The organism is Prochlorococcus marinus XMU1404, assembly GCF_017696175.1.
GTDB classification, from domain to species: Bacteria; Cyanobacteriota; Cyanobacteriia; order PCC-6307; family Cyanobiaceae; genus Prochlorococcus_A; species Prochlorococcus_A marinus_X.
Genome location: NZ_JAAORE010000001.1, coordinates 152,831 through 179,418, shown reverse-complemented (window position 1 = coordinate 179,418; position 26,588 = coordinate 152,831). Strand labels below are relative to the sequence as shown.

Sequence of the window (26,588 nt, the reverse complement as noted above, 5' to 3'; positions counted from 1 at the left end):
ATAGATAAATAATTGAATAAGTAATGCTAATCATTTTTAAAGAATTAACAAATAACTTCGAACAAACTCTTATAGATAGTCTTAAAAAAAATAATAAAGAAAGAGAATTCGAAATTCTTAGAAAAAATTTAATTACACAATCATCAAAAGAGGAATTTGGTGATTATCAATGTAATGTTTGTTTAAGTTTATCTAAAATATATAAAAAGAACCCAAGAGATATTTCTAATGATTTTATTAAACTTTTAAATAAAAATAAAATCATAGCAAAATTATGTAAGAGCCTAGAAATAGCTGGACCTGGATTTATAAATATAAAATTAAAAGATGAAGTTCTAATAAATGAAATTAAATCAAATATTCAATGCCAAAGGGGTGGAGTACCTCAAATTAAAAAAGATTTAGATAGTGGCTTATCAAATAAAGTCATTGTAGATTTTTCTAGTCCTAATATTGCTAAAGAAATGCATGTAGGGCATTTAAGATCAACAATAATAGGAGATTCAATATCCAGAATTTTCGAGTTAAGAGGTTATCAAGTATTAAGACTAAATCATGTTGGCGATTGGGGAACCCAATTTGGAATGCTTATTACTCAGCTCAAAGATTTATATTCAAATGATTTAGAGGAGATAGGCAAAATTAAAATAAGTGATTTAGTTGAATTTTATAAAGAATCAAAAAAAAGATTTGATAATGAATATGAATTCCAAAAAAGATCTAGAGAGGAAGTAGTTAAGTTACAAAGTGGAGATATTAAATCGATTAAAGCTTGGAAATTATTATGTGATCAATCTAGAAAAGAATTTGATGAAATCTATAAAAATTTAAAAATAAAAATAGAAGAAAGAGGTGAATCTTTTTATAATCCCTTCTTAAAATCAGTTATTGAGGATTTGAACTTAAAAAAAATATTAGTAGAAGATCAAGGAGCAAAATGTGTATTTTTAGATGGTATGACTAATAAAGAAGGCAAACCTTTACCACTAATTATTCAAAAAAAAGATGGAGGTTTTAACTATGCCACAACAGATCTAGCTGCTATAAGATACAGATTCAATAAACCTCCTAATGGGGATGATGCTTCGAGAATTATTTATGTAACTGATCATGGACAAGCAAATCATTTTGCTGGAGTTTTTCAAGTTGCAAAAAAAGCAAAATGGATCCCAGACAATTGCCAAGTAGATCATGTCCCTTTTGGTTTAGTTCAAGGAATTGATGGTAAAAAACTAAAGACAAGGGAAGGAGAAACAATACGTTTAAAAGATTTATTAAAAGAAGCAGTTAGAAGAGCAAAAGAAGATTTATTGAAAAGATTAGAAGATGAAAATCGTTATGAGACAGAAGATTTTATTTCAAATACTTCAAGAATAATTGGATTAGGAGCTGTTAAGTATGCAGATTTAAGTCAAAATAGGATTACAAATTATCAATTTAGTTTTGATAAAATGCTTTCCCTAAATGGTAATACGGCTCCTTATTTGTTATATACACTTGTAAGAATTGCAGGAATTAAAAGAAAAAATGATTTTGTTTATGACTCTAAAGATTTTCAATATACAAATTATGAACATAAATCCGAGTGGAAACTTATCAGAAAATTACTTAAGTTTGATGAAGTCATAATATCTATTGAAAAAGATTTAATGCCAAATAGATTATGCAATTATCTGTTTGAGCTATGTCAGACTTTTAATAGATTCTATGATCAAGTTCCAATACTCAAAGAAGAAAAATATATAAAAATTTCTAGACTGAATTTATGTGATCTAACTGCAAAAACACTAAAATTAAGCTTAGAGCTTCTAGGAATTGAAACTTTAGAAAGAATGTAATGAATGATTTTGATCAATTAAATAATCTTTTCCCAAGACCAAGAGAGGAAATAATAAATATGCAGTCTTACTCTGCACCTTTAGAAAATAGAAGAAATTTACTCCGCTTAGACTTTAATGAAAATACTCTAGGTCCAAGTCCTAAAGTTTTCGAGGCATTACAAGCGATAAAATTAAATGAGATTTCAATTTATCCAGAATATAATTTATTAAAAAAATTTTTATGTGATAAATATCTTGATTCAAGAAAATTTGATAATGATGAAATAGGAATTTTCAATGGAGCAGACGCAGCAATAAATGCAATCTTCAATTGCTTTGGAGAAAAAGATCAAATATTTCTAACCACGAATCCAACTTTTGGTTACTATTCTCCTTGTTCAGAAATGAGAGGGATGAAGAAAATTACTTGTTCTTACGTAGGAGAAAATTTTCAATTCCCTATCGAAGAATTTAAAGAGAAAATTATAAAACATAATCCAAAGTTAATATTTATTTGTAATCCAAATAATCCAACTGGAACGGTTTTAAGCGCTCAAGAAATAACTAACTTTGCTAATATCAATCATGAATCATTGATAATAGTTGATGAACTATATGAAAAATTTAATGGAGATAGTCTTCTTGAATCGATAGATTTTGAAAAGAATCAAAATATACTAATAATTCAATCTCTGTCAAAAACAGCAGGTTTAGCTGGTTTAAGAATAGGTTTTACTTTTGGTAATAAAAGTTTAATACAGTACCTTAATAAGGTTACAGGACCATATGATGTAAATAGCTTTGCTATAACAGCAGCATTAGCAGCACTCAATGACAAATCATATATAGATAATTATGTTTTGGAAGTAAAAAAAGCAAGGGAATGGATTTTAAATAAATTTAAATCGACAAAAATCAGAACCCACTTTAGTGGAGGTAATTATTTCTTAATTTGGCCAAACAAAGATCCTAAAATCTTAATAGAAGAGATGAGAGAAAAAGGGATTTTAATTAGAAGTATGGAAAATAAAAAAGATATTGGTAGTTCTATAAGAGTTAGTATTGGAAACAAAGAACAGATGAGTTTTTTCTGGGATAATTACAAGTTATTAGATTTAATAAATTAATCACTAAAAATATAAATTACATTTTGATCGATTTTTTTAGGCTTGATTTGAAAATCCTTTCCTACATATTTCACTTTAAAATCTTTCATATTGTCTATAAATAAATCAGCATTTGAGAAATCACATTCTTTTTTAATTTGTTTGCCACGTGCAAAGTGTACAGGAATAACCACATTAGGATTTAAGATTTTAACTATTTTTGAGGCTTCTTCTCCATCGTAAGATTTTTTCCCTCCTCCAATTGAAATAAATAGGATATCTGGGCGAGACAAAATAATTTGACTATTGATATCAATATCACCAGCAGCTCCTCCCATGTGAACAATCTTAAGATTATTCTGCTCCCAAGTCCAAACAGTTGCCATCCCAAATCTTCTTCCATCTACTCTGTCATGTGGAACAGAAATTCCATTTAATAAGATATCCTCAAATTGATAGGTTCCAGGATCAACAAACATTAATTTATCTTTAGGGTTATATCCTTCATCTAGCAGCCTAGAACTAGCCAAAATAAAATCAACATTGTCTTCTTTTGGCTCCTTTAAATTACTTGCACAATCTATTGCTTTAAAGGGATTGATAAGAATCGATTTTTCTTGGCTTTTAATTAAAAAACTGCTATGTCCCAAACTTTTTATTGCTAAATTCCTTGCCAATACTGAAGTAGGGAAAAAGAAGCTAAATAATATAAAAAGGAAAATGTTTTTAAATTGAGAAATCATAATATTATTTTTTTTTATTTTACTTTACTTTTGTTCAGACATTTTTAAAAAATTACTAATTAATTTATGACCAAATTGTGTCAAGACACTTTCAGGATGAAACTGTACTCCATGTAAATGCTTATATTCTTTGTGAGAAATAGCCATAATAGTTGAGTCTTCTAAAGTCGCAGTTATATCGAAACAAGATGGTAATGAAGTTGAATCAACTATAAGACTATGATATCTAGTCGCCACAAATGGAGTCTCGATATCTTCAAACAAACCTTTTTGATTATGGAATATTTTGGATGTCTTACCATGCATAAGTTCTTTCCCAACTATAACCTTTCCTCCAAAAGCTTGGGCCAAAGCTTGATGCCCTAAACAAACTCCTAATATCGGAATATTTTTAGATAATTTTTTTAGTATTGGCAGACAAATTCCAGATTGATCTGGATTACCAGGACCTGGAGATAACAGTATGCCACTAGGATTTAGTTTGATAATTTCATCTAAAGTAATTTCATCATTTCTTTTAACTATTAATTCTCTAGTTATTTCATGCTCAACAGAAAGTTCTCCTAAATATTGAACAAGGTTATATGTAAAACTATCGTAATTATCAATAACAAGAAACATATTTATATAGATTCAAATAAAAACTTAATTTTTGGAACAAAAATATATACAGCAATAATAACAGAATTAATGGAAGCTAATAACACTGCTCCTGCAGAAGTATCTTTTGAAATTTTAGCCAAACTACTAAATTCTTTTTTCACTACTAAATCAACTATTGATTCAATAGATGTGTTTAATATTTCTAATATTAAAACAGACATAATTGTGGCAATCAAAATTACATAATTACTTTGACTAATTTGCAGTAAAAAACCGATCATTAAGCTTGTAACTGCAAAAATTAATTGAATTTTAAAATTTCTTGAAGTTTTTAATACGTAACTAATTCCACTAAAAGCATACTTAAAACTTTTTAATACATTACTAGAAGTTTTATATGATTCTATTCTATTTTTTAGAGAGTTTATTTTTTTGTCCATAGATTTTTAATCTAATTTTTTAATTAAATATTCCTGAAAATTTAACATATTTTCTAAATCAAGATCATTATTATGTTCCCATCCCAAAAGATGTAAAAATCCATGACTAGCCAACCAGAGCATTTCTTTATAGACTGAATGTTTGTATTCATGAGATTGCTCAAGTGCGATCTCTAATGATATAAATATATCTCCCAACTCTATATGATCTAAATTATTTAGAGATTCATCAGAAATGATTGGAAAAGATAGAACATCAGTTGGTCCATTTTTTTGCATCCACTTCTGGTTCATAAAAGCAATTTCTTGATTAGATATTATCTGTAAGCCTAATGAAAAAGATTTTTTTGCAAAAATGAAATTTGGCAATTTATAATCGTCTTTTTTTAATATTATTTTTATCCAAGATAAGAAAACTTTCTCCCAAAAATTAGATTCAAAAATAAGCTTATTTTTAGAATCTTTTAACTTATTTGAAAATTGAGAAAATTCATTACATTTAAAAACCAAATCTAAATTTATTTCAGAAATAATTTTTTCTTTCATACATTCTTATACAGGAATATTAGGCTTACCTATTGTGGCTACAATTATTAATATCCCAATTAAAACTAGAAAGGTTATTGAAAAATGAGAAATACTTTTTGAACCCTTCCTTACCATATTTCGCATAGCAAGCTTTATAAAGCTTGGAGGAGCAACTTTTTTTTCTATATTTTCGTTTTTATTTTTCATTAGTTATTCAATAGATTCTTTAGAAGAAATATTCATGCGTAATAATTCATGAATAAATGGTTCAAGTCCACCATCTAAAACACTATCTAAGTCGTTAGTCTCTTTCATAGTCCTGAGATCTTTTACCATTTGATAAGGATGGAAAACATAATTTCTTATTTGATTGCCCCATGCAGCTTCCACAATATCACCTTTAATATCAGCGACTTCTGCAGCTCGTTGTTCTTTAGCAACCACTAGTAGTTTAGACTTAAGAAGTAACATAGCTTTTTCTTTATTTTGTAATTGAGATCTTTCTTGTGTACATCTTACTGAAATCCTTGAAGGCAAATGCACAATTCTCACCGCTGTTTCTACTTTATTAACATTTTGTCCTCCAGCCCCACCGGATCTACTTGTTGTAATTTCTAAATCTTTTTCAGGTATATCAAGTGAAATATTGTCATCTAATTTTGGCATGACCTCGACCCCAGCAAAGCTGGTTTGTCTTTTACCATTAGCATTGAAAGGAGAAATTCTTACTAATCTATGAGTTCCTTTTTCATGTTGTAAATATCCGTATGCATATTTTCCATCAATTTCAAAAGTTACACTTTTGATACCTGCTTCTTCTCCTTGAGATAATTCATTGATAATTAAACTCATTTGATTATTATCGGCCCATCTTGAATACATTCTCAATAAGATCTCTACCCAATCCTGAGCATCTGTTCCACCAGCACCTGCGTTAATAGAAACTACTGCTCCTTCCTTATCGTATTCACCACATAACAATCTTTCAAATTCCCATTTATCCAAATTCTCTCTTAATTTCTTTAAACCCTGCTTGGATTCCAAAATCATTTCCTCTTCTGGTTCTAAAGAATAAAGCTCAAGAGAGGCATGAGCATCAGAAATAAAAGTTTTCCATTTATCCAACAATTCAAGTTGTGCCTTAACATCATCGAGGATTAACATTTGTTTTTTCGCTTCTTCTTGATTCTCCCAAAATTCAGGCTGAGCAGAAATTTGCTCTAACTCTCTCCTTTTCGCTTTTAATCTTGGAACGTCAAAGACAATCCTGAGCATTACCCAGGCGCTCTGTTAGTTCCGAAAGATCTTTTTTGAAATCTGTAATATCTATCAAAATAGAATTTAATCGTTATTTATAATCTAACAGGCACTTTTGTTTAATAGTATAAACTAAGTATTATTTTAAAAAAATGTCCAAAGTTGAAATTTATACTTGGCAATATTGCCCATTCTGTATTCGAGCAAAATCACTACTCAAGAAAAAAAATATAAATTTTACAGAATATAAAATAGATGGCGACGAAGATGCCAGATCTTTGATGATTGAAAGAGCTGATGGGAGAAGAACATTACCACAAATATTTATAGATAATGAGGGTATCGGAGGCTGCGATGATCTCTACACATTAGAAAATGAAAATAAATTGGACGCATTAATAAACTAGATCTTATGAAATTTCTATTTGTAATAGATCCAATAAAAAATATAAATCCCTTAAAAGATTCAACTGCTGCTTTAATGCAAGCATCATCAAAAAAAAATATTGAAATCTGGATTTGTACTCCTCAGGACCTTGAAGCTAGAGGTGATGAAGTATGGGCATCTTCCGTAAAAGTTGAAGTAAATCCGTGGATTTCTTTCAAAGATAATGATTGCATACCTGTCGCCGAATTTAATTGCATTTGGATGAGAAAAGATCCTCCTGTAAATGAGGCTTATTTATATGCAACCCATCTTTTAGAAGTTGCCGAAAGAAAAGGAGTAAAAGTAATCAACAAACCCTCATCGTTAAGAGCATGGAATGAAAAGCTAGGTGCTTTGAGATACAGCCACTTAATGGCACCTACAATAGTTGCGAGTAAGGTAAAAGATCTTATTAATTTTGCAAATATAAATAATGAAGTAGTCATAAAACCTCTTGGAGGAAAAGGTGGTCAAGGTGTTATAAGGATAAATAAAAATTATCCAGGCATTAAATCAATCATTGAATTAATCACTTCTCAAGAAGAATTACCCGTTATGATGCAAAAATTTATTCCTGAAGTCATAGAGGGTGATAAAAGAATAATTATCGTAAACGGTGAAGCAATTGGATCAATAAATAGGATTCCTCAAGGAGGCGATTTTAGGAGTAATTTAGCGATGGGAGGAAAGGCTGAACCAACATTATTAACAGAAAAAGAAAAAAGTATCTGCTCAGAATTATCTCAACACTTCAAAGATGAGGGTTTATTTTTTGTAGGTATTGATGTAATAAATGGAATGCTTAGCGAGATTAATGTAACCAGTCCAACAGGTTTAAGAGAAATAGAAAATTTATCCAATAAGAATGTTTCAGAGGAAGTTATTGAAAAATTATTGGAAATTATCTAGGACTTTTAGCGAAAAATATTTGTTTTACTATAGATTCAAATTTTAATTTAATCTCATCTATTTCTTTCTCTAAAACGGAGCCTGAAACTATACCTGAACCAGCTGTAAATTCAATATTTTCTTCAACATACCTAGCTCCTCTTATTGCTAAAAGAAATGAAGCATTTCCTGATGAATCAACCCAACCCATTGGAGAAGCATAATTTCCTCTAGGAAAAGACTCAAGAGTATTTATCCAATCCAATGCTGCATTTTTTGGGTAACCACAAACAGCCGGAGATGGATGTAAGTTTTTAAGCAATTCAAAAGGACATATATTTTCAACTTTAGAGAAAATGAGTGTTTGCAAATGAGAAATATCTCCAAATGAATTTACCTTGATATCACTTTTTTTAAAGTTTTTTATTTTTGAAACTTCTAAACATTTAATCAAATACTGTGTTACGTAATTATGTTCCTTTAAGTCTTTAGTACTTTTTAGGAGTTTCTTAAAATTTGAATTAGTAGAGATAGTTCCAGCGAGAGCCTCTAAAGTTAAACTAGGTTTAGTAAAAGAAAATAATTTTTCTGGAGATGCTCCAAACAAAATATCCTTACTATTTCTTTTCCAAACGTATCTGCATGTATTTGGATGATTCTTTTTTAATCTTTTTAAAATTTCTATTAAATCTAATTTATTTTTAAATTTTATTTTAATCCTATTTGCTAAAACTATCTTTTCGAGAATACCTTTTTCTACTAATTGAATTCCTCTATTTACTACTTTTTTCAAACTTGTATTAGAAGTTTCTAAGGAGTGCAAGAAATCATCTATGATAGGTAAATCAAAACTAGTATTTAAGCCAGATGATTTTATTAATTCTGAGCCAGAATTAATAACTTGATTTCTAATTGTCCATATTTCTTCAATTAATGTTCTTAATGATGATTTACCCTCAACATGACCATTGATTCTTAACCAGCAATTCTTATTACTTTTAATAATTAATATTTTTGGTAAGATAGCTTCCATACTAGGGACATCAGAAGATAAATTCTTATTATTCAAGTTTTCAGAAAAAGAAAATAAATAAATTATTTTTGAAAGTGCAGAATTATGTGATTCATTAGTTAAGTTAATTAAATTTTTAAAATTCTCAGAATTAAACTCTTTTGCCAACTCAAATCTTTTTGGACCATCCAAAGTGACATATTTACATTTCTCAAAAGCAATATATGAAATACCATTAGATTCCTCCCAAAATGACGAAAACGGATATTTATTTATAAACAATTTATATACTTGTAATAAATCAATAAAAGGAATCTCAACACAAATACTTACTAATCCAGAATTCTCCACTTTCTTATCGAAAGAAGAAAATACATCTTTTAAAAAATCTGTTAAGTTTAAATCATTTTTCATTACTTATTGAAAATAACTAAAAATCATGCAATAAAGTAAAAAATGTAACTCAATTTATAAACTACATTTAATAATGATCAAATTTTGTGAGTTAAATAAAAATGGACGAAGATAAAAAAAAATTATGGAAACAAGCGATAAAATGGCCTCTTTATTCAGTTGCCATACTTCCGGTTTTAATAACAGGGGCTTATATACTCAATGAATATGAAAAGGTAAAAATTTATAATTTGATTGCATTTACTTTAGCTGCAATTTTTATATTACTTTGGGAAAACCTAACTAATGATTTATTCGACGCAGAAACAGGAATCGATGAATTTAAATTCCATTCAATTGTAAATCTTGTAAAAAATAAAAAAATAATTTTATTTATTGCATATACATCTTTAGTTATTGGTTTATTAATAATTTCAATTATTTCAGTATCAACAAGTATAAACATTTTGATTTTGGTGGCATCTTGCTGCTTCTTAGGATATTTATATCAAGGACCTCCTTTTAGATTTGGCTATCAAGGTTTAGGAGAACCATTATGCTGGCTTGCATTTGGACCTTTTGCCTTCTCTGCAGTCTTAATTGCGTTAAATCCTTCTAATATTTACTTCGAAGATATTCCATGGAAAGTTTCTTTATTACTTGGTTCAGGACCTTCATTGGCAACAACTCTTGTATTATTTTGTTCTCATTTTCATCAAATTTCTGAAGATAAAAAGCATGGGAAAAATTCACCTTTAGTTCGCCTAGGAGCAAAAAAAGGTTCTCAATTTGTGCCTTGGATAATTTTTACAATATATATTTTTCAACTTTTAACTATATTTACTGGATTTATTCCAGTGTTTTGTATCCTTTATTTGATTAGTTTTCCTCAAGCAATAAGACTTATAAATTTATTAAAATCTTCATATAGAAAACCTTCTGCAACAAAAAATTCTAAATTCGTCGCAATAAAATTTCAAACTCTTAATGGAGTTGGCTTAATCACAGGATTAATATTTAATTACTTGCTTAATAAATGAACTTAATATTTAAAAAAAAATCTTATAAATTCAAGTTGCCCGCCAAATTAAAAAATTCTAAAACCACTTATCTTACAAAATCGGGTTGGATAATTAAATTGACAAGCAATGATAAAAAAATTGGGTTTGGAGAAGTATCACCACTTCCAGAAGAAGACTTAAAAAAGTGTGCGAAACAACTAGATATGATCCCTGAGTATGTAGAAGTAAATAGTTTATCTGAGCAAATAAATATTTTTCACCCATGCATTCAATCTGCAATAAATTCTGCATTAGCTGAGATAAATGAAAGAATAATTTTTAAAGAAAACTATTACTTTGATGAAATTGATAAAACAGCCATACTGTTAAATCCTGAAAATGTAATTTCAGATCTAAATGAAATTAAAAAAAGACAATCTAATATTGAAAAGTCAGTAACCATAAAATGGAAAGTAGCATTAAAAAATAACCATGAGGAAGAAGCAACTTTAGAAGAAATTTTAAGCCAAATAGGGAATAATATTAAGTTAAGAATAGATGCTAATGGTTCTTGGGGAAGAGAGATAGCTAATAGATGGGCTGATATTTTGAAGGATATCAAAAATATAGATTGGTTAGAACAACCTCTCTGTGTTGATGATATTGATGGGCTGACAGAACTCAACAAAAAAATCCCTATAGCCTTAGACGAATCACTTTTAAAATTTCCAACTTTGATTGATGATTGGAAAGGTTGGCAAATTCGAAGGCCTTCTCAAGAAAAAAATCCAGTTAAGCTTTTAAGAGAATTAGAAAATAAAAAAGCTTTAATATCTATAAGTACCTCATTTGAAACTGGTATAGGGAAGAGATGGCTTTATCATTTATCGTCTCTACAATTACAAGGACCAACTCCAAAAGTTCCTGGTTTAGCTATGAATAATTTCCCTAATTCGTTTCTATTTTTAAATGAAGCAAAAAAGATATGGGATCTCATATGAAAAATAAAATTCATACTATTGAAGTTGAAAATAACGAAACTCGATCTGTAGAGAAAATTCTTGAAAAAATTAAAGAGAATAAAATTATTTATGTAAAAAACAAATTTTATGAAGACGAAGATGTATTAGATTCAATTACTGAAAATGGTCCAGCAATTATCTTAAACAGTAGTGGAAGTTCTGGAAAACCGAGACAATGTTTTCACCATTTGGATAATATTAAATTATCTGCAGCTACATCAGGTCAATGGCTAATAGAGCAAGGATTTGAACTGCAAAACTGCTTAATTTTAAATACTTTACCCCTGAACCATATAAGTGGATTAATGCCAATCTTTAGAAGTCAAACTTGGGGATGTGATTGTATTAATATTTCTCCGAATTTAATAAAAAAAACTCGAGAACTTTTACTTTTTACAATTAAATCTAAAAAAAACAAAAATAACTTGATTACATCATTAGTACCTACCCAATTAAAAAGACTTTTAGCTCAAAAAGATGGAATTAGTTGGCTAAAAATTTTTGATCTGATTTGGGTTGGTGGAGCTTCAATTTCAAGGGAAACTGCAGAACAATGTATAGAAGAAAAGATAAAATTAGCACCTTGTTACGGCTCAACTGAAACAGCAGCAATGGTTACGAGTTTAAAACCAAAAGAATTCTTAATGGGTTTTAAAAATGTTGGAGAAATACTACCTGATACAAAAATCAGAATTAACGCACAAGGATTAATCGAGATAAAATCAGCGAGAATTGGAATCGAAATAAAAGACTCTTCAAAAACTGAAAATTTCAAAAATAAAAATGGGTGGTGGCAAACCGGTGATTTAGGTGAAATTAATCAAATAAATAATTCTTTATATTTAAACTTTCTTGGAAGAAGTGATAACGCTTTTAATTCAGGAGGAGAAATCGTTTTTCCAAAAGTAATTGAATCTCGATTAAATGATTTCATTATGAAAGAAAATATCCCAATTAATAAATTCAATATTTCAAAAGTGTCCGACAAATTATGGGGAAATAAAATTAAAATAATTGTGGAATATAAAGAACATACAAATCATAAAAATATTGAAAATTCATTAAATTTATTAAAAAAATTTTCTCAAAGTTGGCCTAAACATGAAAAACCTGAAAAGTGGATTGTTAAAAAAAATACCAGTGCAGAAAAAATAAACTATAAATTTAAAAAAGAATAATTTAGCATTCTTTTAAATTTATGCTTACATTTGAAGCCTCTATCCATCTTTCTAACTGATCGGGAAGTTCTATTTTATTTCTTGAATCAACATCTAAAGAACAATGTATTATTTTTCCTTCTGCTACTTTATTTCCATTTTTTATAAAAAAGCTATTTACTTGGAACAAATGTGTATTAATTTTATGAGGGGCAATTTTTACTTTTAAGAAATCTCCAATTTTTATAGGCGCAAGAAAGTTTGCTTCGCAGTTTACTATGGGAAAAATAATTTGACTTTTACGTATAGAAAAATCTGGAAAAATATCTTGATATGGAATCCCATAAATTTCGATACTCTCTTCCCAAGCTTCATGCGACCATTTTAATAAGTTATGAAAATGAATTACACCTGCAGAATCACAATCACCGAATCTTACCTTCTTCTGCAATATCAACCAGTCAGCGGGTTTCATTTAAAGAACTTATCTATCAACAGATCCCATAATGACATCTATTGAGCCAAGAATTGCCATAATATCGGCGATTTTGGCACCTTTAAGAATATGAGGCAATATTTGCAGATTATTTAAATCAGCAGCTCTGATTTTAAATCTCCATGGGGTAACTTCATTATTTCCTTGAATGAATACACCTATTTCTCCTTTACCGGACTCTAATCTTGTATACAATTCCCCGTTAGGAATTTTAAAAGTTGGAGCAACCTTCTTAGCTACATATTGATAGTCCATACCAAATATTTCACTTTTCTTATCTTCAGTCGCCATTCTTTGAGCTTCCAAATTTTCTGTTGGACCTCCTGGAATCATTTTACAGGCTTGGCGAATGATGCTTAGTGATTGTCTCATCTCTTCGACTCTCACTCGATATCTCGCATAACAATCTCCTTCTTTTTCTGAAGCAATCTGCCAATCAAAATCGTCATAACATTCATAACTATCGACTTTCCTTAAATCCCAGGAGACTCCAGAAGCTCTAAGCATTGGCCCAGACAAAGACCAATTAATTGCCTGGTCTCTTTGTATTGTTCCCAGACCTTCAATTCTTTTTCTAAAAATTGGATTATTTGTGATTAATTTTTCATATTCATCAATCTTAGGTCCAAACCAATCACAAAAGTCTATACATTTTTCTAACCATCCGTATGGAAGATCACATGCGACACCGCCTATCCTAAAGAAATTATTATTTATCAGCCTCTGTCCAGTAGCAGCTTCCCAGAGATCATAAATCATTTCTCTTTCTCTAAAAATGTAGAAAAATGGAGTTTGAGCTCCTACATCTGCTAAAAAGGGGCCAAGCCATAAAAGATGATTAGCAATACGATTAAGTTCTAGCATTAGTACTCTGATGTAACTAGCTCTTTTAGGCACTGGAATATTAGCTAATCTTTCAGGAGCATTTACTACAATAGCTTCATAAAACATTCCTGCGGCATAATCCATTCTGCTTACATAAGGGACATACATTACATTTGTCCTATTTTCAGCTATCTTTTCCATGCCTCTATGTAAATATCCAATTACTGGCTCACAATCAATGACATTCTCACCATCAAGAGTTACAACTAACCTTAAAACCCCATGCATTGAGGGATGGTGAGGGCCAAAATTGACCACCATTGGTTCTGTTCTAGTCTCTAGCTGAGCCATTCGAAATTTAACTTCTAAATAAATCTTAGTCGAAAGTTATGCAAACTGACCTATCTGATTCATCTTTTTTCAACCATAAATCAGTTATGACAGATGAGATTATGGCCTCATTAGAGCATTACCCATTAATATATAACAATCAACTTAAAGGAATAGACGCAACTCTAGGAGGAGGCGGGCACTCTTATCATTTGTTGAGAAAATATCCGGATTTAAATATAATTGGACTTGACCAAGATCCATTCGCAAGAAAATCAGCTTCAAAAAAACTTGATGAATTTAAAAATAGGATTGATATAAAGGCTTCAAATTTTGCAGATTTTGTACCAAAAGAAAAAGTTTCTTTTGTGATCGCAGATCTTGGAGTAAATAGTAACCAAATTGATGACCCTAAAAGAGGATTTAGTTTTCAAAAAGATGGTCCACTTGATATGCGCATGAATCCTTTGCTTGAGTTTGATGCAGGGAAATTAATTGAGGCTTTAAATGAAAAAGATCTAGCTAACCTAATTTACAAATATGGAGATGAGAGATTATCAAGAAAGATTGCCAGGAAAATAAAAATGGATTTGAAGGAAAATGGGAAATATTCTGGGACAAAAGAGTTAGCTTATTCTATTGCCGGATGCTTCCCACCAAAACAAAGATATAAAAAAATACACCCAGCAACAAGAACATTTCAAGCACTAAGGATTGCAGTTAATAAAGAAATTGAAGTATTAGAAAAATTTTTGCAAGTTGTCCCTGAATGGCTTTTGCCGGGCGGAATTATTTCTATTATTAGTTTTCATTCCTTGGAGGATAGGTTAGTTAAAAGTTATTTTAAAAATGATCAAAGACTAAAAAACCTAACAAAAAAGCCAATAACTCCTTCCGAAGAAGAAGTCGGACTAAATAAAAGAGCTAGAAGTGGAAAATTAAGAATTGCTCAATTAAATTAAAGAGCCAAGAATTTCTATCGTAATGATTTGATCGTATTTGTAAGAATATAAATTGCTCGTTTTATATCATCTGAATTAGTGCTTAGTCCAATACTTAACCTAATTGAAGATTCTGCTTCTTTAAAAGATCTACCTAATGCTAATAAAACATGAGATGGTTCACCATTACTACATGCAGATCCACTAGAACAAATTATTTTAGATTTTAAAAGTTTATGAAACTTTGCTCCGTTTAAATCCAATACAGTCAAATTTAGATTGTGAGGTAATCTCTTTTCTATGGAGCCATTAATTAATAAACCAGAATTATTTTCTAACAAACCCTCTAAAAGATTATTTCTGTATAAAAGTAATTTCTCAGCATTATTTTTTTGATTAAAAACTGCTATCTCTATTGCTTTAGCAAAGCCAACTACTAAAGGAAGAGGTAATGTACCAGACCTGAGACCATATTCCTGACCTCCACCAACAATTAAAGGTTCAAGATTAATTTCTCCATCAATCAAAAGAAGTCCTATCCCTTTAGGACCATATATTTTATGAGAACTCATCGTAATCATATTTACATCTGATAAAAGATTGTCTAACTCGATATAACCTAAACATTGTGCGAAATCAGAGTGAAAAGTTATTCCTCTCGATTTACATATCTTTGAAATATTCTCTAAAGGCTGAATAACTCCTATTTCGTTATTTGCCAACATGACACTAACCAGAAATGTCTCTTTTCTTATATTCTTTTTAAACAGTTCTTCTGAAATTAAGCCATCTTTCTGAGGATTAATTTCTGTAACCATAAATCCCTCTTTTTTTAGTTGGTTTAGGGGCTCCAAAACAGCTTTATGCTCTGTTTTTAAGGTAATAATATGTCCGTAATTTCCTGTTTTTTTATAGTAATTTCTAGCAAAACCTAATAAGGCTAAGTTGTTAGATTCTGTTGCTCCGCTTGTAAAAATAACTTTTTTATTCTTAAGAAATAAACTTTGTTCTATTTTTTCTCTTGAGGCTTCCAATATAGCGCTTGCATTAATCCCGGCCAAATTAGATTTGCTTGCAGGGTTAGAAAATATCTCACTCCAAAAAGGTTGCATAGAATCAACAACATCTTTAGAGCAAGGAGTCGAAGATTGATAGTCTAGTAGTATAGGAGTTGATAGCATTATGTTTAGTATATAAAATTCTGTTTATTACTAGAAAATCAAATTAAAGAATTTAAAAAATGAATGAAATTAATCAAATAAATAATGAACCAGTACGAAAATCAAGAATTTTATTAGTTGATGATGAGCCTGGTTTAAGAACAGCTGTTAAAACATTTCTAGAGGATGAAGGCTTTGAAATATTTATTGCAGTTGATGGAGAGGATGGTTGGGAAAAAGCTCAAACAGTTTTTCCGGATTTGATAATAAGCGATGTTATGATGCCCCGATCTAACGGTTATGCTTTATTAGAAAAAATTAGAGAGGATGAAAAATTAGGAGGAACTCCAGTTATTTTTCTAACTGCGAAAGGAATGACCCTAGACAGAACGGAAGGTTATCTTGCAGGAGTTGATGATTATATTTCCAAACCTTTCGATCCCGATGAATTAGCTGCAAGAGTTAAAAATGTAATCAACAGACAAGATCGTTTACTAAAAGAAGCGGCACGATTCGCAGATATTGATGTAAGCAAAATGGCGAAACAAATCACTGAAATAAAATCTATGCTCACAGGCCAAAACCAGACTAATCAAGAAAATAAAATTAATCTTCCTAGTTTTACTCCAAGAGAAGCAAGTGTACTTCAACTAGTAGCAGAGGGGCTGATGAATAAGGAAATTGCAAGACAACTTGAAACATCTATTAGAAATGTTGAGAAATATGTAAGTAGACTTTTTATAAAGACAGGTACATCTAGTCGAACCGAATTAGTTCGTTATGCGCTTGAAAATCATTTAGTAAAATAAATTATTAAATTTTTTCAAATTCAATTAGTTTTGAAAAATAAAAAGGAGCTTGATTTAATTTCTTTTTAACTACTTTAAATCCTCTTTCTTTAGCAGCATTAATAATGCCCTTTTCTTTCAATGTATATGCTCTTGTAGTTTTGCTTGGCCCAGGAAATAATTTCCCAATATTTTTTAAAACAGCAAGCACTGGAGTATAAGGAGCAAAGCTAACGATTAGTTTTTCTTTGCTTAAATCGCATAAATGTTGGACCATTTCTTCTGCGACTGGTTGAGGATAATGAATAAATACATCCAAACAAACTACAACATCAAATAATCCTTTTAATTTTTCCAGATCACAGACTTCATATTTGATTTTACCTTGATTCAAACCTAATGCATTAATGCGTTTTTTTGTTTCTTTAATCATTTCAGAAGAAATATCGCTCATCTGTAGTTCTTTTATACCAAGTCTTAGTAAAGGTATGGAAAGACTTCCTACACCACATCCTGCATCACAAAAACTTTTTTTTGTTAGTTCAGGATAATTTTTGATGTATGAAACCACATCATCTACAGTTTTTTGATGACCTTTCCTAATATTTTTCTGAACTGTATTAATTTCATCAGATTTGCTATAAATTTTATTCCATCTTTCAAAGCCAGTACCATTAAAATACTCCCTAACTTCACTTTTTTCTATAATCCTATTTGACTTCATAATATTCTATGAAAATTTATTCTTTTTATACTAACTAACTGGCGCCAAATTAATTGCACGCCATTATAGGAAAGAATTGATTTGTTATTTTGTCTGAATTGAATTCTAAAGATATTTATAGAATTGCTGTCGTAATGGGTAGTGATTCAGATTTAAAAACATTGAAGCCTGCCATTGACATTTTAAGAGAATTTGGAATAAAAACTGAAGTTTGTATACTTTCTGCCCATCGAACCCCTATTGAAATGATGGAATTTGCAAAAAATGCAGAATCAGAAAACATAAAGGTAATAATTGCCGGTGCTGGTGGTGCTGCTCATCTTCCAGGAATGCTGGCATCCATCACTTGCATTCCTGTAATTGGAGTACCAGTAGAGAGTAAGACACTCAAGGGGATTGACTCTCTTTTATCAATTGTTCAAATGCCCGCTGGGATTCCAGTTGCAACAGTTGCAATTAATGGAAGTAAGAATGCTGGATTATTGGCAATAGAGATTATTAGTTTATTTGATGAATCAATAAAGAAAAATTTAAAAGAATTCAGAGAAAATCTTCATACACAGGTAAGAACTAAAAATAGTAAGTTATCAACCCTTGGAGCTGACAATTATCTTCAAAATAAATGAACTAATATTTTCTATTAGGCCTTTTTAAGAAAGTTTTCTTTTTTAAGGTAGTTAATAACTTTTTCAACGGAATCATTTAAATCTAAAGAACCTGTATCAACAACAATTTCTGGATTATTAGGAGCTTCATATGGACTAGAAATCCCTGTAAATTCCAAAATTTCACCCAAACGAGCTTTCTTATAAAGACCTTTAGTATCCCTATTTTCGCAAACTGTGATATCTGCAGCACAATAAACTTCAATAAAATCCTTAGATCCAATAATTTGTCTCACCTTATCTCTATCGCTAATAAATGGTGAAACGAATGCTGTAATAGTTATTATTCCAGCATTCATAAATAAATTGGCAACTTCCCCAATTCTTCTTATATTTTCTTCTCTATCTTCATCCGAAAAACCAAGATCTTTACATAAACCATGTCTAATATTATCTCCATCCAACACGTAAGTCGAAAACCCATCTAAGTGTAAAAATTCATTTAAAGCATTGGCTAAAGTACTTTTACCAGAGCCAGATAAACCTGTAAACCAGATAACCATACCTTTATGACCTCTCATTTTCTCTAACTTTTCTCTATCAATAGTTAAATTGTGCCATTTTATATTGGTTGACTTTGTTTGATCTTGCTCTTTCATTGTTTGAATCATCAAAATTAAAAACCTATCCTAACCCTTGCTTCATAAATTATGAAATCCCTCTTTACGAAGAAACTCAATTGATTTCAATACCATATCACCCTGTAACTGGATATTACTATCAATCAATGTTCCTCCAGTACCACAAAAAACTTTAATTTTTTTTAGTAATTCTTTTAATAAGATCTCATCCTCAGTTCCTAACCCTCTAATTAAAGTGATAGTCTTACCCTTTTTACCTTTTTTTTGTTTTGAAATATTTATTTTTGATCTTTTGTTAAAAGTATCTAATTTAGCTGTTTCTTCAGATTTTTTTTCTTGATTGTCAAATTCTATCCAATTCTTTTTTCCCATTATTTTAAATATAATCTATAGTTAGTTAATACTTATTCTATAAAAAAGTGGTAAGTACATTTTCTCGCAAAGATCAAAATTATAGAAATGACGATTTAAATCAACCCTCCAAAGAGGGGAGATTTGGAAAATATGGTGGTCAATATGTTCCTGAAACGCTAATGCCTGCTCTTTTTGAGCTTGAAACAGCCGCATCAAATGCATGGAAAGATAAACTTTTTGTAAAAGAATTAAATCATCTTCTTAAGACTTATGTAGGCAGAGAAACACCACTTTATGAAGCCAAAAGACTTACTGAACATTACAAAACTAAAAAAGCAATTCCAAGAATCTGGCTTAAAAGAGAAGATTTAAATCATACAGGTGCTCACAAAATTAATAATGCCCTTGGACAAGCTTTATTAGCAATAAGAATGGGCAAAAAAAGAATAATTGCAGAAACCGGAGCAGGTCAGCATGGAGTTGCTACGGCTACTGTTTGTGCGAGATTTGGCTTAAAATGTATTATTTATATGGGTGCTGAAGACATAAAAAGGCAATCCCTCAACGTCTTCAGAATGAAACTTCTAGGAGCTGAAGTTAAAATTGTAAATTCAGGAACTGCAACACTTAAGGATGCTACTAGTGAAGCAATTAGAGATTGGGTTTCTAATGTCGAAACCACACACTACATTTTAGGATCTGTTGCAGGTCCACACCCTTTCCCAAAGATTGTGAGAGATTTTCATGCAGTTATAGGAGAAGAAACTAAAAAACAATGTCTGGAATCATTTGGATCTTTACCCGATATTTTACTTGCTTGTGTAGGTGGGGGATCAAATGCAATGGGTCTTTTCCACCCTTTCGTTAAAGAAAATTCTGTACGACTTATTGGAGTTGAAGCCGCAGGAAGCGGAGTTGATACTGACAAACATGCTGCTACTATCACTAAAGGGTCAATTGGAATTTTGCATGGATCAATGAGTCTTCTTTTGCAAGATGATAATGGTCAAGTTCAAGAGGCTCACTCAATAAGTGCAGGTTTAGATTACCCAGGAGTAGGACCTGAACATAGCCATTTAAAAGATATAGGGAGAGCAGAATATGGATCAGTCACAGATCAAGAGGCTTTAGATGCTTTAAGACTTGTTAGTGAACTTGAAGGAATAATTCCGGCACTCGAAACTTCCCATGCTTTTGCTTGGTTGGATAAATTATGTCCTACTCTTGAAAAAGATACTCATATAGTTATCAACTGCTCTGGAAGAGGTGACAAAGATGTTAATACTGTTGCATCTTCATTAGATATTTAATCAATACCTTGGAATTGATGGATCAATATATCTACTCCATCCATCAATACCCTCCTCCAAATTCCATATTTCGCTCACAATATTATTATCTAAGCACCATTGACAAAAATTATAACTTCTTATTCCTGCATGACAGGTAACAACAATTTCTCTGTCTAATAAACCAGAAAATATTTCTTCAACGTATTCCGATGTGACTTTACTAATTGGTAAATGTAAAAATTCTTTTGAGAAACGAGCTATTTCCAGTTCTGACTGTTCTCTTACATCAATCAAAACTGGATCTTCTTTCTTAGAATTAAACCAATCACTGAGACTGGAGGCATTTATAGATTTTGGATAATTTTCCAATTGAGAGGATAAATTATATGTTATTTACAATTTAATAAATTAAGTTGCAGTAAGAAATTTATTGTTAAAAATAAAAATAAACATTGATAATGAAACTTAGATTAGTAGCAATAATAATATTATTATCTTTATTACTTTTTTTTGGTTTTAAAAAAGTTTCTGCTAATAAAAATAAAGAGCAAAGTATAAATATTGAGAAACTCAATATCTTAAAATATATACCTGAAAACAATAAATTATTATTTATTTCAAATTTAGATAGTTTTAATATTGTTAACAATAATGAAAAAGATAAAAATCAAAGAAATCAAGATAACTTTTTTTTAATAAAAGATTCTATATTAAATTACTTAGGTATAGATCTAGGCAACAATAAATTAGAAGATATCTATAATAATGAAATTATAATCTCAACTTTTGAGAATAATAAAAACCTTAAAGATGATATTTTGATTGTTTTTAAAATTAAGCCAGAAAAAACAATAGATGATTTATTAAATTTACCTAATAAAATTGATCAGATTGATCAGATAATTTCAGTGAATAGAGAAAATAAACTAAATTTAATTAACTTTATATATCGGACCAAGGATAACTATATTATTGCTTCATCAGATAAAAAATTAATCAAAAATAGTATTAACCAAAGTAATGATTTCAAAGAAAAAAAATTTGAATATGAGAGTGAGCTTTCTGGACTAAAACACCAAAAAAATATACTTTTTACAAAAAATTTTGGAGAAAGTATATTTTTTAATAAAGAAATTTTTACTCAGAAAAATGAGGATGTTGTAGCTACAACATTTGACTTAAAAAATAAATATATAATCTTAAAATCATATCTACTCAATAATAAAAAAAACCTTGATATTCTTGCTTACAAAAAGCTAATAAATGAAGATAGCACAAATGAAAATAATCCTGAAGTTTTAATTTTTAGTGATATAAAAAATTTTGACAAATATCTAAAACCTTTAATAAATGATTTTGAACAAAGTTTTTTTGGAGAGTTTAATCAAAATGCAAATCAAAACATTTTAATTCTCAATTCTAAAAAAGATTGGCTTATTACATTTGAAAAAAATACTGAAGATCAATTTGATTTAAGTGTTTTTCAAAAACTAAAAGATTTCAACGAATATACTTTGAAACAAAATGAAGATATTTACTCAATATATTCCAAAGATATTCTTGAGGAAAAAGACGATGTTATAAAAAAATTAACTTATGAAAATATTTTTTCAATAGAATCAGGAGGTTTACAAATCATAAGTAATCATTTAATTGATAGTAAAAAACTAGAAACAATCTCAAAAAAATTTTTTAACCTAAAAAATAATAAAGATAAATCCGCTTTCCTTTATGCAACAGTTCATATCAAAGATGGAAATTCCAACAAAATTGAATATTTTTCCGATTTGGAAGATCTTAATTTTCTTGTTAGAAATTTTTTAAAAATATCAAATGAAGAATCTCTAGAAATCATAAAGCAATCTATTCCTGAAAAAAATCCAATTCTTTATACAGAAAGAAGATTCAAAGTACTTTAATATGGTTATCAAAACAAGCTTCAAAGACAATCAATTTAGATTTTCGTGAAGTTAATAAGTTGTGGTTAATTAAAAATTATTTGACTATCTTTAATCTATAAGTATTTGATATTGAATTAAGCAATTGGATAGCAACAAACTAATTTTAAAACCAGGATTAGAAGGTGTCCCAGTAACTAATTCATCTATCTGTGATATTGACGGCAACAAAGGTAAATTATTGTACAGAGGCTACTCCATTGAGGAACTATCCAAAAAAAGCAGTTTTTTAGAAACTGCTTACCTATTGATTTGGGGTGAATTGCCCACAGCCATTCAACTAAGAGATTTTGAACAAGAAGTTCAGATGCATCGAAGATTAAGTTTTAGAGTCAGAGATATGATGAAATGTTTCCCAGCTACAGGTCATCCTATGGATGCTCTTCAATCTAGTGCAGCTTCTTTGGGACTTTTCTATTCACGTAGAGCAATAGATGATCCTAATTACATCTACAACGCAGTAATAAGACTAATAGCAAAAATACCAACTATGATTGCTGCCTTTCAACTTATTAGAAAGGGACAAGATCCTATTCAACCTCGAGATGATTTAACGTACTCATCAAATTTTCTTTACATGCTTACTGAAAAAGAACAAGATCCTATAGCTGCAAAAGTTTTTGATAGGTGTTTAATTCTGCATGCAGAACATAGTTTAAACGCCAGTACATTTAGCGCTAGAGTGACTGCAAGCACTCTTACAGACCCATATGCTGTCATCGCATCTGCAGTAGGAACATTAGCTGGCCCGCTTCATGGAGGAGCTAATGAAGATGTAATTGCAATGTTAGAAGAAATCAAAAATCCAGAAAATGCGGGTTCTTTTTTGGATAACGCGATAAAAAATAAAAGTAAGATCATGGGCTTCGGTCATAGAGAATACAAAGTCAAAGATCCAAGAGCAATTATTCTTCAAAAACTGGCAGAAGAACTTTTTATAAGATTTGGAGCAGATGAAATGTATGAAGTTGCTAAATCATTGGAATCAGAAGCAATACCAAGACTTGGCCCCAAGGGTATATTCCCTAATGTCGACTTTTATTCTGGTCTTGTTTATCGGAAACTTGGTATTCCTCGTGATTTATTTACTCCGATTTTTGCCATCTCCAGAGTTGCTGGTTGGTTGGCTCATTGGAGAGAGCAACTTGGAGCAAATAGAATTTTTAGACCATCACAAATATATACTGGTTCAGCGCCAAGAGAATGGATCAGCCTTGAAAATAGAGAATAATATTTGCAGCTTTTCATAAAAAACACACATATTGTTTGTGAAGAGTTAATGTATTAAGTAAATAACATAAAAATTTTGGAATACGGATTAGATCTCGAATATAGCTTTAATGAATTCTTAAAAGGTTTTGGCCTTTCTAGTGAAATCGCTCATATTATTTGGCTACCTCTACCTATGCTTTTGGTTTTAGTATCAGCAGTTGTTGGAGTTTTAGTAACAGTTTGGCTTGAAAGAAAAATATCTGCTGCTGCTCAACAAAGAATAGGGCCCGAATATGCAGGAGCGCTAGGCGTCCTCCAACCAATTGCAGATGGTCTTAAGTTACTTGTTAAAGAGGATATTATTCCTGCTAAAGCTGATGGAATTCTCTTTACTGCAGGACCTATATTAGTTCTTGTCCCAGTAATTCTCTCTTGGTTAATTGTTCCTTTTGGACAAAATCTTTTAATAAGTAACGTTGGTATTGGAATTTTCCTATGGATCGCTTTAAGCAGTATCCAGCCAATTGGACTTCTTATGAGCGGATATGCCTCAAATAATAAATATTCATTATTAGGAGGATTAAGAGCAGCCGCTCAATCAATAAGTTATGAAATCCCTTTAGCTTTGTCTGTACTGGCTATCGTACTAATGACAAATTCGCTAAGTACGATAGACATTGTTAACCAACAAAGTAGTACTGGAATCCTAAGTTGGAATATTTGGAGACAACCAGTTGGCTTCATAGTTTTTTGGATTTGTGCTCTCGCCGAATGTGAAAGACTTCCATTTGACTTACCTGAAGCTGAAGAAGAATTAGTTGCAGGATATCAAACTGAATATGCAGGAATGAAATTCGCATTGTTCTACCTTGGTAGTTACATTAATTTAATACTTTCAGCATTATTGGTATCAATACTTTATTTGGGAGGATGGGGTTTTCCTATTCCAGTTGAATTAATAGCTAAATTTCTTAATTTGCCCATTAATGCTCCATTAATACAGGTTTTTACTGCATCAATAGGGATTGTAATGACTGTATTAAAAGCATATCTTTTAGTTTTCATTGCAATATTATTACGTTGGACAACTCCTAGAGTAAGAATAGATCAACTTTTAGATCTAGGATGGAAGTTTCTTCTTCCAATTTCTCTTGCTAACCTTTTGATAACTGCAGGATTGAAACTTGCTTTTCCGCAGTTCTTTGGTGGTTAAATTTAAGTAAAAATACTTAAATTTAAAATTTATCCACTAAAATAAAATAACAAAGTAAATTCTTCAAAATGAAAAATTTCCTTCAACAAATAAATAGCTATATAAAAGAAGCATTTAATGCTGGCAAATATCTATACAATGGCTTTTCAGTAACTTTTGATCACCTAAGAAGAAGACCTGTTACTGTCCAATATCCATATGAGAAATTGATACCTTCTGAAAGATATAGAGGAAGGATACATTATGAATTCGATAAATGTATTGCTTGTGAAGTTTGTGTGAGAGTATGTCCCATCAATCTACCAGTAGTTGATTGGGTAATGAATAAAGAAACCAAAAAAAAGGAACTAAGAAATTATTCAATAGATTTCGGAGTTTGCATATTTTGTGGAAATTGTGTTGAATATTGCCCAACTAATTGTCTATCAATGACAGAAGAATATGAATTAGCTACTTTCGATAGACACAATTTAAATTTTGATAATGTCGCACTTGGTAGATTACCTACAAACGTCACAACAGATCCATCAGTTAAAACTCTTAGAGAACTTGCCTATCTTCCCAAAGGTGTCATGGACCCTCACGATATCCCCGCTTCAGATACTAGAGTTGGTAAATTGCCTGAAGAAGTCTATGATTGGATGAAACCTGAATTCAATGAAAATAAAGATAAAATTTCTAATCCAACTAATTAATTTCCATTAATATATGTCCATTGCGATAACAACACAATTTATTTGTTTTGCACTTCTATCTTTAGTCATCCTTATTGGCGCACTTGGTGTTGTACTGCTCGAAAGTATTGTCTATTCAGCTTTTCTTCTTGGGGGAGTTTTCATGAGTGTGGCAGGATTATATCTTCTTTTAAATGCAAGTTTTGTTGCTGCAGCTCAAGTTTTAGTTTATGTGGGTGCAGTAAATGTATTAATAATTTTTGCAATAATGTTAGTCAATAAAAAAGAAGATTTAAAGCCCATCAATGACATTAAATCAAGAAGAATCATATCAACATCGATATGTCTAACCTTACTAAGTCTTTTAATACGAGTTGACTTAACCAATGTATGGAGATTATCAAGTCCTCTAAACTCTATAGGGGAAGAATCAACTATTAGAATTGGTGAGCATCTTTTTAGTGATTATTTACTCCCATTTGAAGTAGCTTCAGTTTTACTTTTAATGGCAATGATTGGGGCTATTGTTTTAGCCAGAAGAGATGTAATGAGCAAAGACATTTCGACAGGATTACCTGTAGATCAAGAATTAATTGAAAAATCATCAGAACCATTACTTACAAATAAAAATTAACCTTTCACCTTTCTTCTTATGAATTTAGAATCAATTCCCATTCAAGCTTTTTTGATAGTCTCTTCAGTACTATTTTGCATTGGTATTTGGGGATTATTAAATAGCAGAAATGCAGTCAGAGTTCTTATGAGCATTGAATTAATGCTTAATGCTGTGAATATAAACTTGATGACTTTTTCTTCCTATATCGATAATAATTTAATTCAAGGACAAGTTTTTACAATTTTTGTGATTACTGTTGCTGCAGCAGAAGCAGCCGTTGGATTAGCGATATTATTATCGCTTTACAGGAATAGGGTTACTGTAGATATGGAAAGCTTTAATTTATTAAAATGGTAAAAGCA

General features: G+C 30.3%; 31 protein-coding genes. 17 read left to right on the top strand and 14 right to left on the bottom strand.

The window, feature by feature from the left end; all coding sequences use genetic code 11:
* The first annotated feature begins 23 nt into the window (after positions 1–23).
* Positions 24–1,838, top strand: coding sequence for an arginine--tRNA ligase (argS, locus tag HA144_RS00980; RefSeq protein WP_209041646.1), 1,815 nt, complete (start codon positions 24–26; stop codon positions 1,836–1,838).
* The gene (locus HA144_RS00975; RefSeq protein ID WP_209041644.1) at positions 1,838–2,947 is read left to right on the top strand and encodes a pyridoxal phosphate-dependent aminotransferase; all 1,110 of its coding nucleotides are present in this window, start codon (positions 1,838–1,840) and stop codon (positions 2,945–2,947) included. Before argS ends, HA144_RS00975 begins: the two co-directional genes overlap by 1 nt.
* On the opposite strand, the gene HA144_RS00970 is transcribed toward HA144_RS00975, so the two are convergent.
* From HA144_RS00970 to prfB, 6 genes are all read right to left on the bottom strand, one after another.
* Entirely contained in the window at positions 2,944–3,669 is a 726-nt protein-coding gene (locus HA144_RS00970; protein WP_209041642.1) for an MBL fold metallo-hydrolase, read from the bottom strand. The two genes, HA144_RS00975 and HA144_RS00970, sit on opposite strands and share 4 nt — an antisense overlap.
* 24 nt (positions 3,670–3,693) lie before the next feature.
* Complete coding sequence (locus HA144_RS00965; RefSeq protein WP_209041641.1) at positions 3,694–4,290, bottom strand: anthranilate synthase component II; 597 nt, start codon at positions 4,288–4,290, stop codon at positions 3,694–3,696.
* Between the two features lie 2 nt (positions 4,291–4,292).
* Positions 4,293–4,712, bottom strand: a complete 420-nt coding sequence (locus tag HA144_RS00960; protein WP_209041639.1) for a diacylglycerol kinase family protein — start codon at positions 4,710–4,712, stop codon at positions 4,293–4,295.
* A 6-nt stretch (positions 4,713–4,718) separates the two neighbouring features.
* Complete coding sequence (gene ybeY, locus HA144_RS00955; RefSeq protein ID WP_209041637.1) at positions 4,719–5,258, bottom strand: rRNA maturation RNase YbeY; 540 nt, start codon at positions 5,256–5,258, stop codon at positions 4,719–4,721.
* Positions 5,259–5,264: 6 nt separating this feature from the next.
* Positions 5,265–5,447, bottom strand: coding sequence for a DUF3285 domain-containing protein (locus tag HA144_RS00950; protein WP_209041635.1), 183 nt, complete (start codon positions 5,445–5,447; stop codon positions 5,265–5,267).
* A 3-nt stretch (positions 5,448–5,450) separates the two neighbouring features.
* Positions 5,451–6,573, bottom strand: a protein-coding gene (gene prfB, locus HA144_RS00945) for a peptide chain release factor 2 (RefSeq protein ID WP_209041633.1) whose coding sequence is annotated in 2 segments (ribosomal slippage) — positions 5,451–6,497 and positions 6,499–6,573 — 1,122 coding nt in all. Because the reading frame shifts where the segments join, the coding sequence is not laid out codon by codon here.
* Between the two features lie 76 nt (positions 6,574–6,649).
* On the opposite strand from prfB, the gene grxC reads away from it, so the two are divergent.
* Positions 6,650–6,904 carry a glutaredoxin 3 gene (grxC, locus tag HA144_RS00940; protein WP_209041631.1) on the top strand — a complete coding sequence of 85 codons (255 nt, stop codon included), beginning with the start codon at positions 6,650–6,652 and terminating at the stop codon, positions 6,902–6,904.
* A 5-nt stretch (positions 6,905–6,909) separates the two neighbouring features.
* Positions 6,910–7,833, top strand: coding sequence for a glutathione synthase (gene gshB, locus HA144_RS00935; RefSeq protein ID WP_209041629.1), 924 nt, complete (start codon positions 6,910–6,912; stop codon positions 7,831–7,833).
* Here the strand turns inward: gshB and HA144_RS00930 are convergent.
* Complete coding sequence (locus HA144_RS00930; protein WP_209041627.1) at positions 7,826–9,238, bottom strand: chorismate-binding protein; 1,413 nt, start codon at positions 9,236–9,238, stop codon at positions 7,826–7,828. The two genes, gshB and HA144_RS00930, sit on opposite strands and share 8 nt — an antisense overlap.
* Positions 9,239–9,339: 101 nt before the next feature.
* Here HA144_RS00930 and menA point away from each other — a divergent pair, with 101 nt between their 5' ends.
* The 3 genes from menA to HA144_RS00915 are packed head-to-tail and all read left to right on the top strand — an operon-like array spanning position 9,340 to position 12,418.
* Entirely contained in the window at positions 9,340–10,257 is a 918-nt protein-coding gene (gene menA / locus HA144_RS00925; protein ID WP_209041625.1) for a 2-carboxy-1,4-naphthoquinone phytyltransferase, read from the top strand.
* Positions 10,254–11,219 (top strand): o-succinylbenzoate synthase, encoded by a 966-nt coding sequence (locus tag HA144_RS00920; protein WP_209041623.1) that lies wholly within the window; start codon positions 10,254–10,256, stop codon positions 11,217–11,219. Before menA ends, HA144_RS00920 begins: the two co-directional genes overlap by 4 nt.
* Positions 11,216–12,418 (top strand): AMP-binding protein, encoded by a 1,203-nt coding sequence (locus tag HA144_RS00915; protein ID WP_245152787.1) that lies wholly within the window; start codon positions 11,216–11,218, stop codon positions 12,416–12,418. The genes HA144_RS00920 and HA144_RS00915 overlap by 4 nt, the downstream gene beginning before the upstream one ends.
* A gap of 1 nt (position 12,419) precedes the next feature.
* Here the strand turns inward: HA144_RS00915 and HA144_RS00910 are convergent, their stop codons facing one another.
* Positions 12,420–12,872 carry an acyl-CoA thioesterase gene (locus tag HA144_RS00910; RefSeq protein ID WP_209041619.1) on the bottom strand — a complete coding sequence of 151 codons (453 nt, stop codon included), beginning with the start codon at positions 12,870–12,872 and terminating at the stop codon, positions 12,420–12,422.
* Between the two features lie 9 nt (positions 12,873–12,881).
* Complete coding sequence (locus HA144_RS00905) at positions 12,882–14,069, bottom strand: NAD(P)H-quinone oxidoreductase subunit H (protein WP_032519718.1); 1,188 nt, start codon at positions 14,067–14,069, stop codon at positions 12,882–12,884.
* A gap of 38 nt (positions 14,070–14,107) precedes the next feature.
* On the opposite strand from HA144_RS00905, the gene rsmH reads away from it, so the two are divergent.
* Complete coding sequence (rsmH, locus tag HA144_RS00900) at positions 14,108–15,010, top strand: 16S rRNA (cytosine(1402)-N(4))-methyltransferase RsmH (protein ID WP_209041617.1); 903 nt, start codon at positions 14,108–14,110, stop codon at positions 15,008–15,010.
* A gap of 14 nt (positions 15,011–15,024) precedes the next feature.
* On the opposite strand, the gene HA144_RS00895 is transcribed toward rsmH, so the two are convergent.
* Positions 15,025–16,170, bottom strand: a complete 1,146-nt coding sequence (locus HA144_RS00895; protein ID WP_209041615.1) for a cysteine desulfurase family protein — start codon at positions 16,168–16,170, stop codon at positions 15,025–15,027.
* Positions 16,171–16,229: 59 nt separating this feature from the next.
* Here HA144_RS00895 and HA144_RS00890 point away from each other — a divergent pair, with 59 nt between their 5' ends.
* A complete protein-coding gene (locus HA144_RS00890) occupies positions 16,230–16,958 on the top strand; it encodes a response regulator transcription factor (RefSeq protein WP_209041613.1) in 729 nt (242 codons plus the stop codon).
* Positions 16,959–16,962: 4 nt separating this feature from the next.
* On the opposite strand, the gene bchM is transcribed toward HA144_RS00890, so the two are convergent.
* Positions 16,963–17,661: a magnesium protoporphyrin IX methyltransferase gene (bchM, locus tag HA144_RS00885; RefSeq protein WP_209041611.1), complete on the bottom strand. Its 699-nt coding sequence runs from the start codon at positions 17,659–17,661 to the stop codon at positions 16,963–16,965.
* Positions 17,662–17,795: 134 nt separating this feature from the next.
* Here bchM and purE point away from each other — a divergent pair, with 134 nt between their 5' ends.
* Positions 17,796–18,287 (top strand): 5-(carboxyamino)imidazole ribonucleotide mutase, encoded by a 492-nt coding sequence (purE, locus tag HA144_RS00880; RefSeq protein WP_209042521.1) that lies wholly within the window; start codon positions 17,796–17,798, stop codon positions 18,285–18,287.
* 14 nt (positions 18,288–18,301) lie between these two features.
* Here purE and cysC read toward each other — a convergent pair whose 3' ends face one another.
* Together cysC and HA144_RS00870 are read right to left on the bottom strand one after the other, a co-directional pair.
* Entirely contained in the window at positions 18,302–18,937 is a 636-nt protein-coding gene (cysC, locus tag HA144_RS00875) for an adenylyl-sulfate kinase (protein WP_245152786.1), read from the bottom strand.
* Positions 18,938–18,967: 30 nt separating this feature from the next.
* Complete coding sequence (locus HA144_RS00870) at positions 18,968–19,279, bottom strand: translation initiation factor SUI1 (RefSeq protein ID WP_209041610.1); 312 nt, start codon at positions 19,277–19,279, stop codon at positions 18,968–18,970.
* A 47-nt stretch (positions 19,280–19,326) separates the two neighbouring features.
* Here HA144_RS00870 and trpB point away from each other — a divergent pair, with 47 nt between their 5' ends.
* Positions 19,327–20,571: a tryptophan synthase subunit beta gene (gene trpB / locus HA144_RS00865; protein ID WP_209041608.1), complete on the top strand. Its 1,245-nt coding sequence runs from the start codon at positions 19,327–19,329 to the stop codon at positions 20,569–20,571.
* On the opposite strand, the gene HA144_RS00860 is transcribed toward trpB, so the two are convergent.
* Positions 20,572–20,922: a rhodanese-like domain-containing protein gene (locus HA144_RS00860; protein ID WP_209041606.1), complete on the bottom strand. Its 351-nt coding sequence runs from the start codon at positions 20,920–20,922 to the stop codon at positions 20,572–20,574.
* 89 nt (positions 20,923–21,011) lie between these two features.
* On the opposite strand from HA144_RS00860, the gene HA144_RS00855 reads away from it, so the two are divergent.
* From HA144_RS00855 to nuoK, 6 genes are all read left to right on the top strand, one after another.
* The gene (locus tag HA144_RS00855) at positions 21,012–22,472 is read left to right on the top strand and encodes a hypothetical protein (protein ID WP_209041604.1); all 1,461 of its coding nucleotides are present in this window, start codon (positions 21,012–21,014) and stop codon (positions 22,470–22,472) included.
* Between the two features lie 124 nt (positions 22,473–22,596).
* Complete coding sequence (locus HA144_RS00850; RefSeq protein WP_209041602.1) at positions 22,597–23,742, top strand: citrate synthase; 1,146 nt, start codon at positions 22,597–22,599, stop codon at positions 23,740–23,742.
* Between the two features lie 75 nt (positions 23,743–23,817).
* Positions 23,818–24,936, top strand: a complete 1,119-nt coding sequence (gene nuoH, locus HA144_RS00845; RefSeq protein ID WP_209041600.1) for an NADH-quinone oxidoreductase subunit NuoH — start codon at positions 23,818–23,820, stop codon at positions 24,934–24,936.
* Positions 24,937–25,004: 68 nt separating this feature from the next.
* A complete protein-coding gene (gene ndhI / locus HA144_RS00840) occupies positions 25,005–25,631 on the top strand; it encodes an NAD(P)H-quinone oxidoreductase subunit I (RefSeq protein WP_209041599.1) in 627 nt (208 codons plus the stop codon).
* Positions 25,632–25,644: 13 nt separating this feature from the next.
* Positions 25,645–26,244, top strand: a complete 600-nt coding sequence (locus HA144_RS00835; RefSeq protein ID WP_209041597.1) for an NADH-quinone oxidoreductase subunit J — start codon at positions 25,645–25,647, stop codon at positions 26,242–26,244.
* Positions 26,245–26,262: 18 nt separating this feature from the next.
* Positions 26,263–26,583: an NADH-quinone oxidoreductase subunit NuoK gene (nuoK, locus tag HA144_RS00830; protein ID WP_032526545.1), complete on the top strand. Its 321-nt coding sequence runs from the start codon at positions 26,263–26,265 to the stop codon at positions 26,581–26,583.
* Positions 26,584–26,588: the final 5 nt, after the last annotated feature.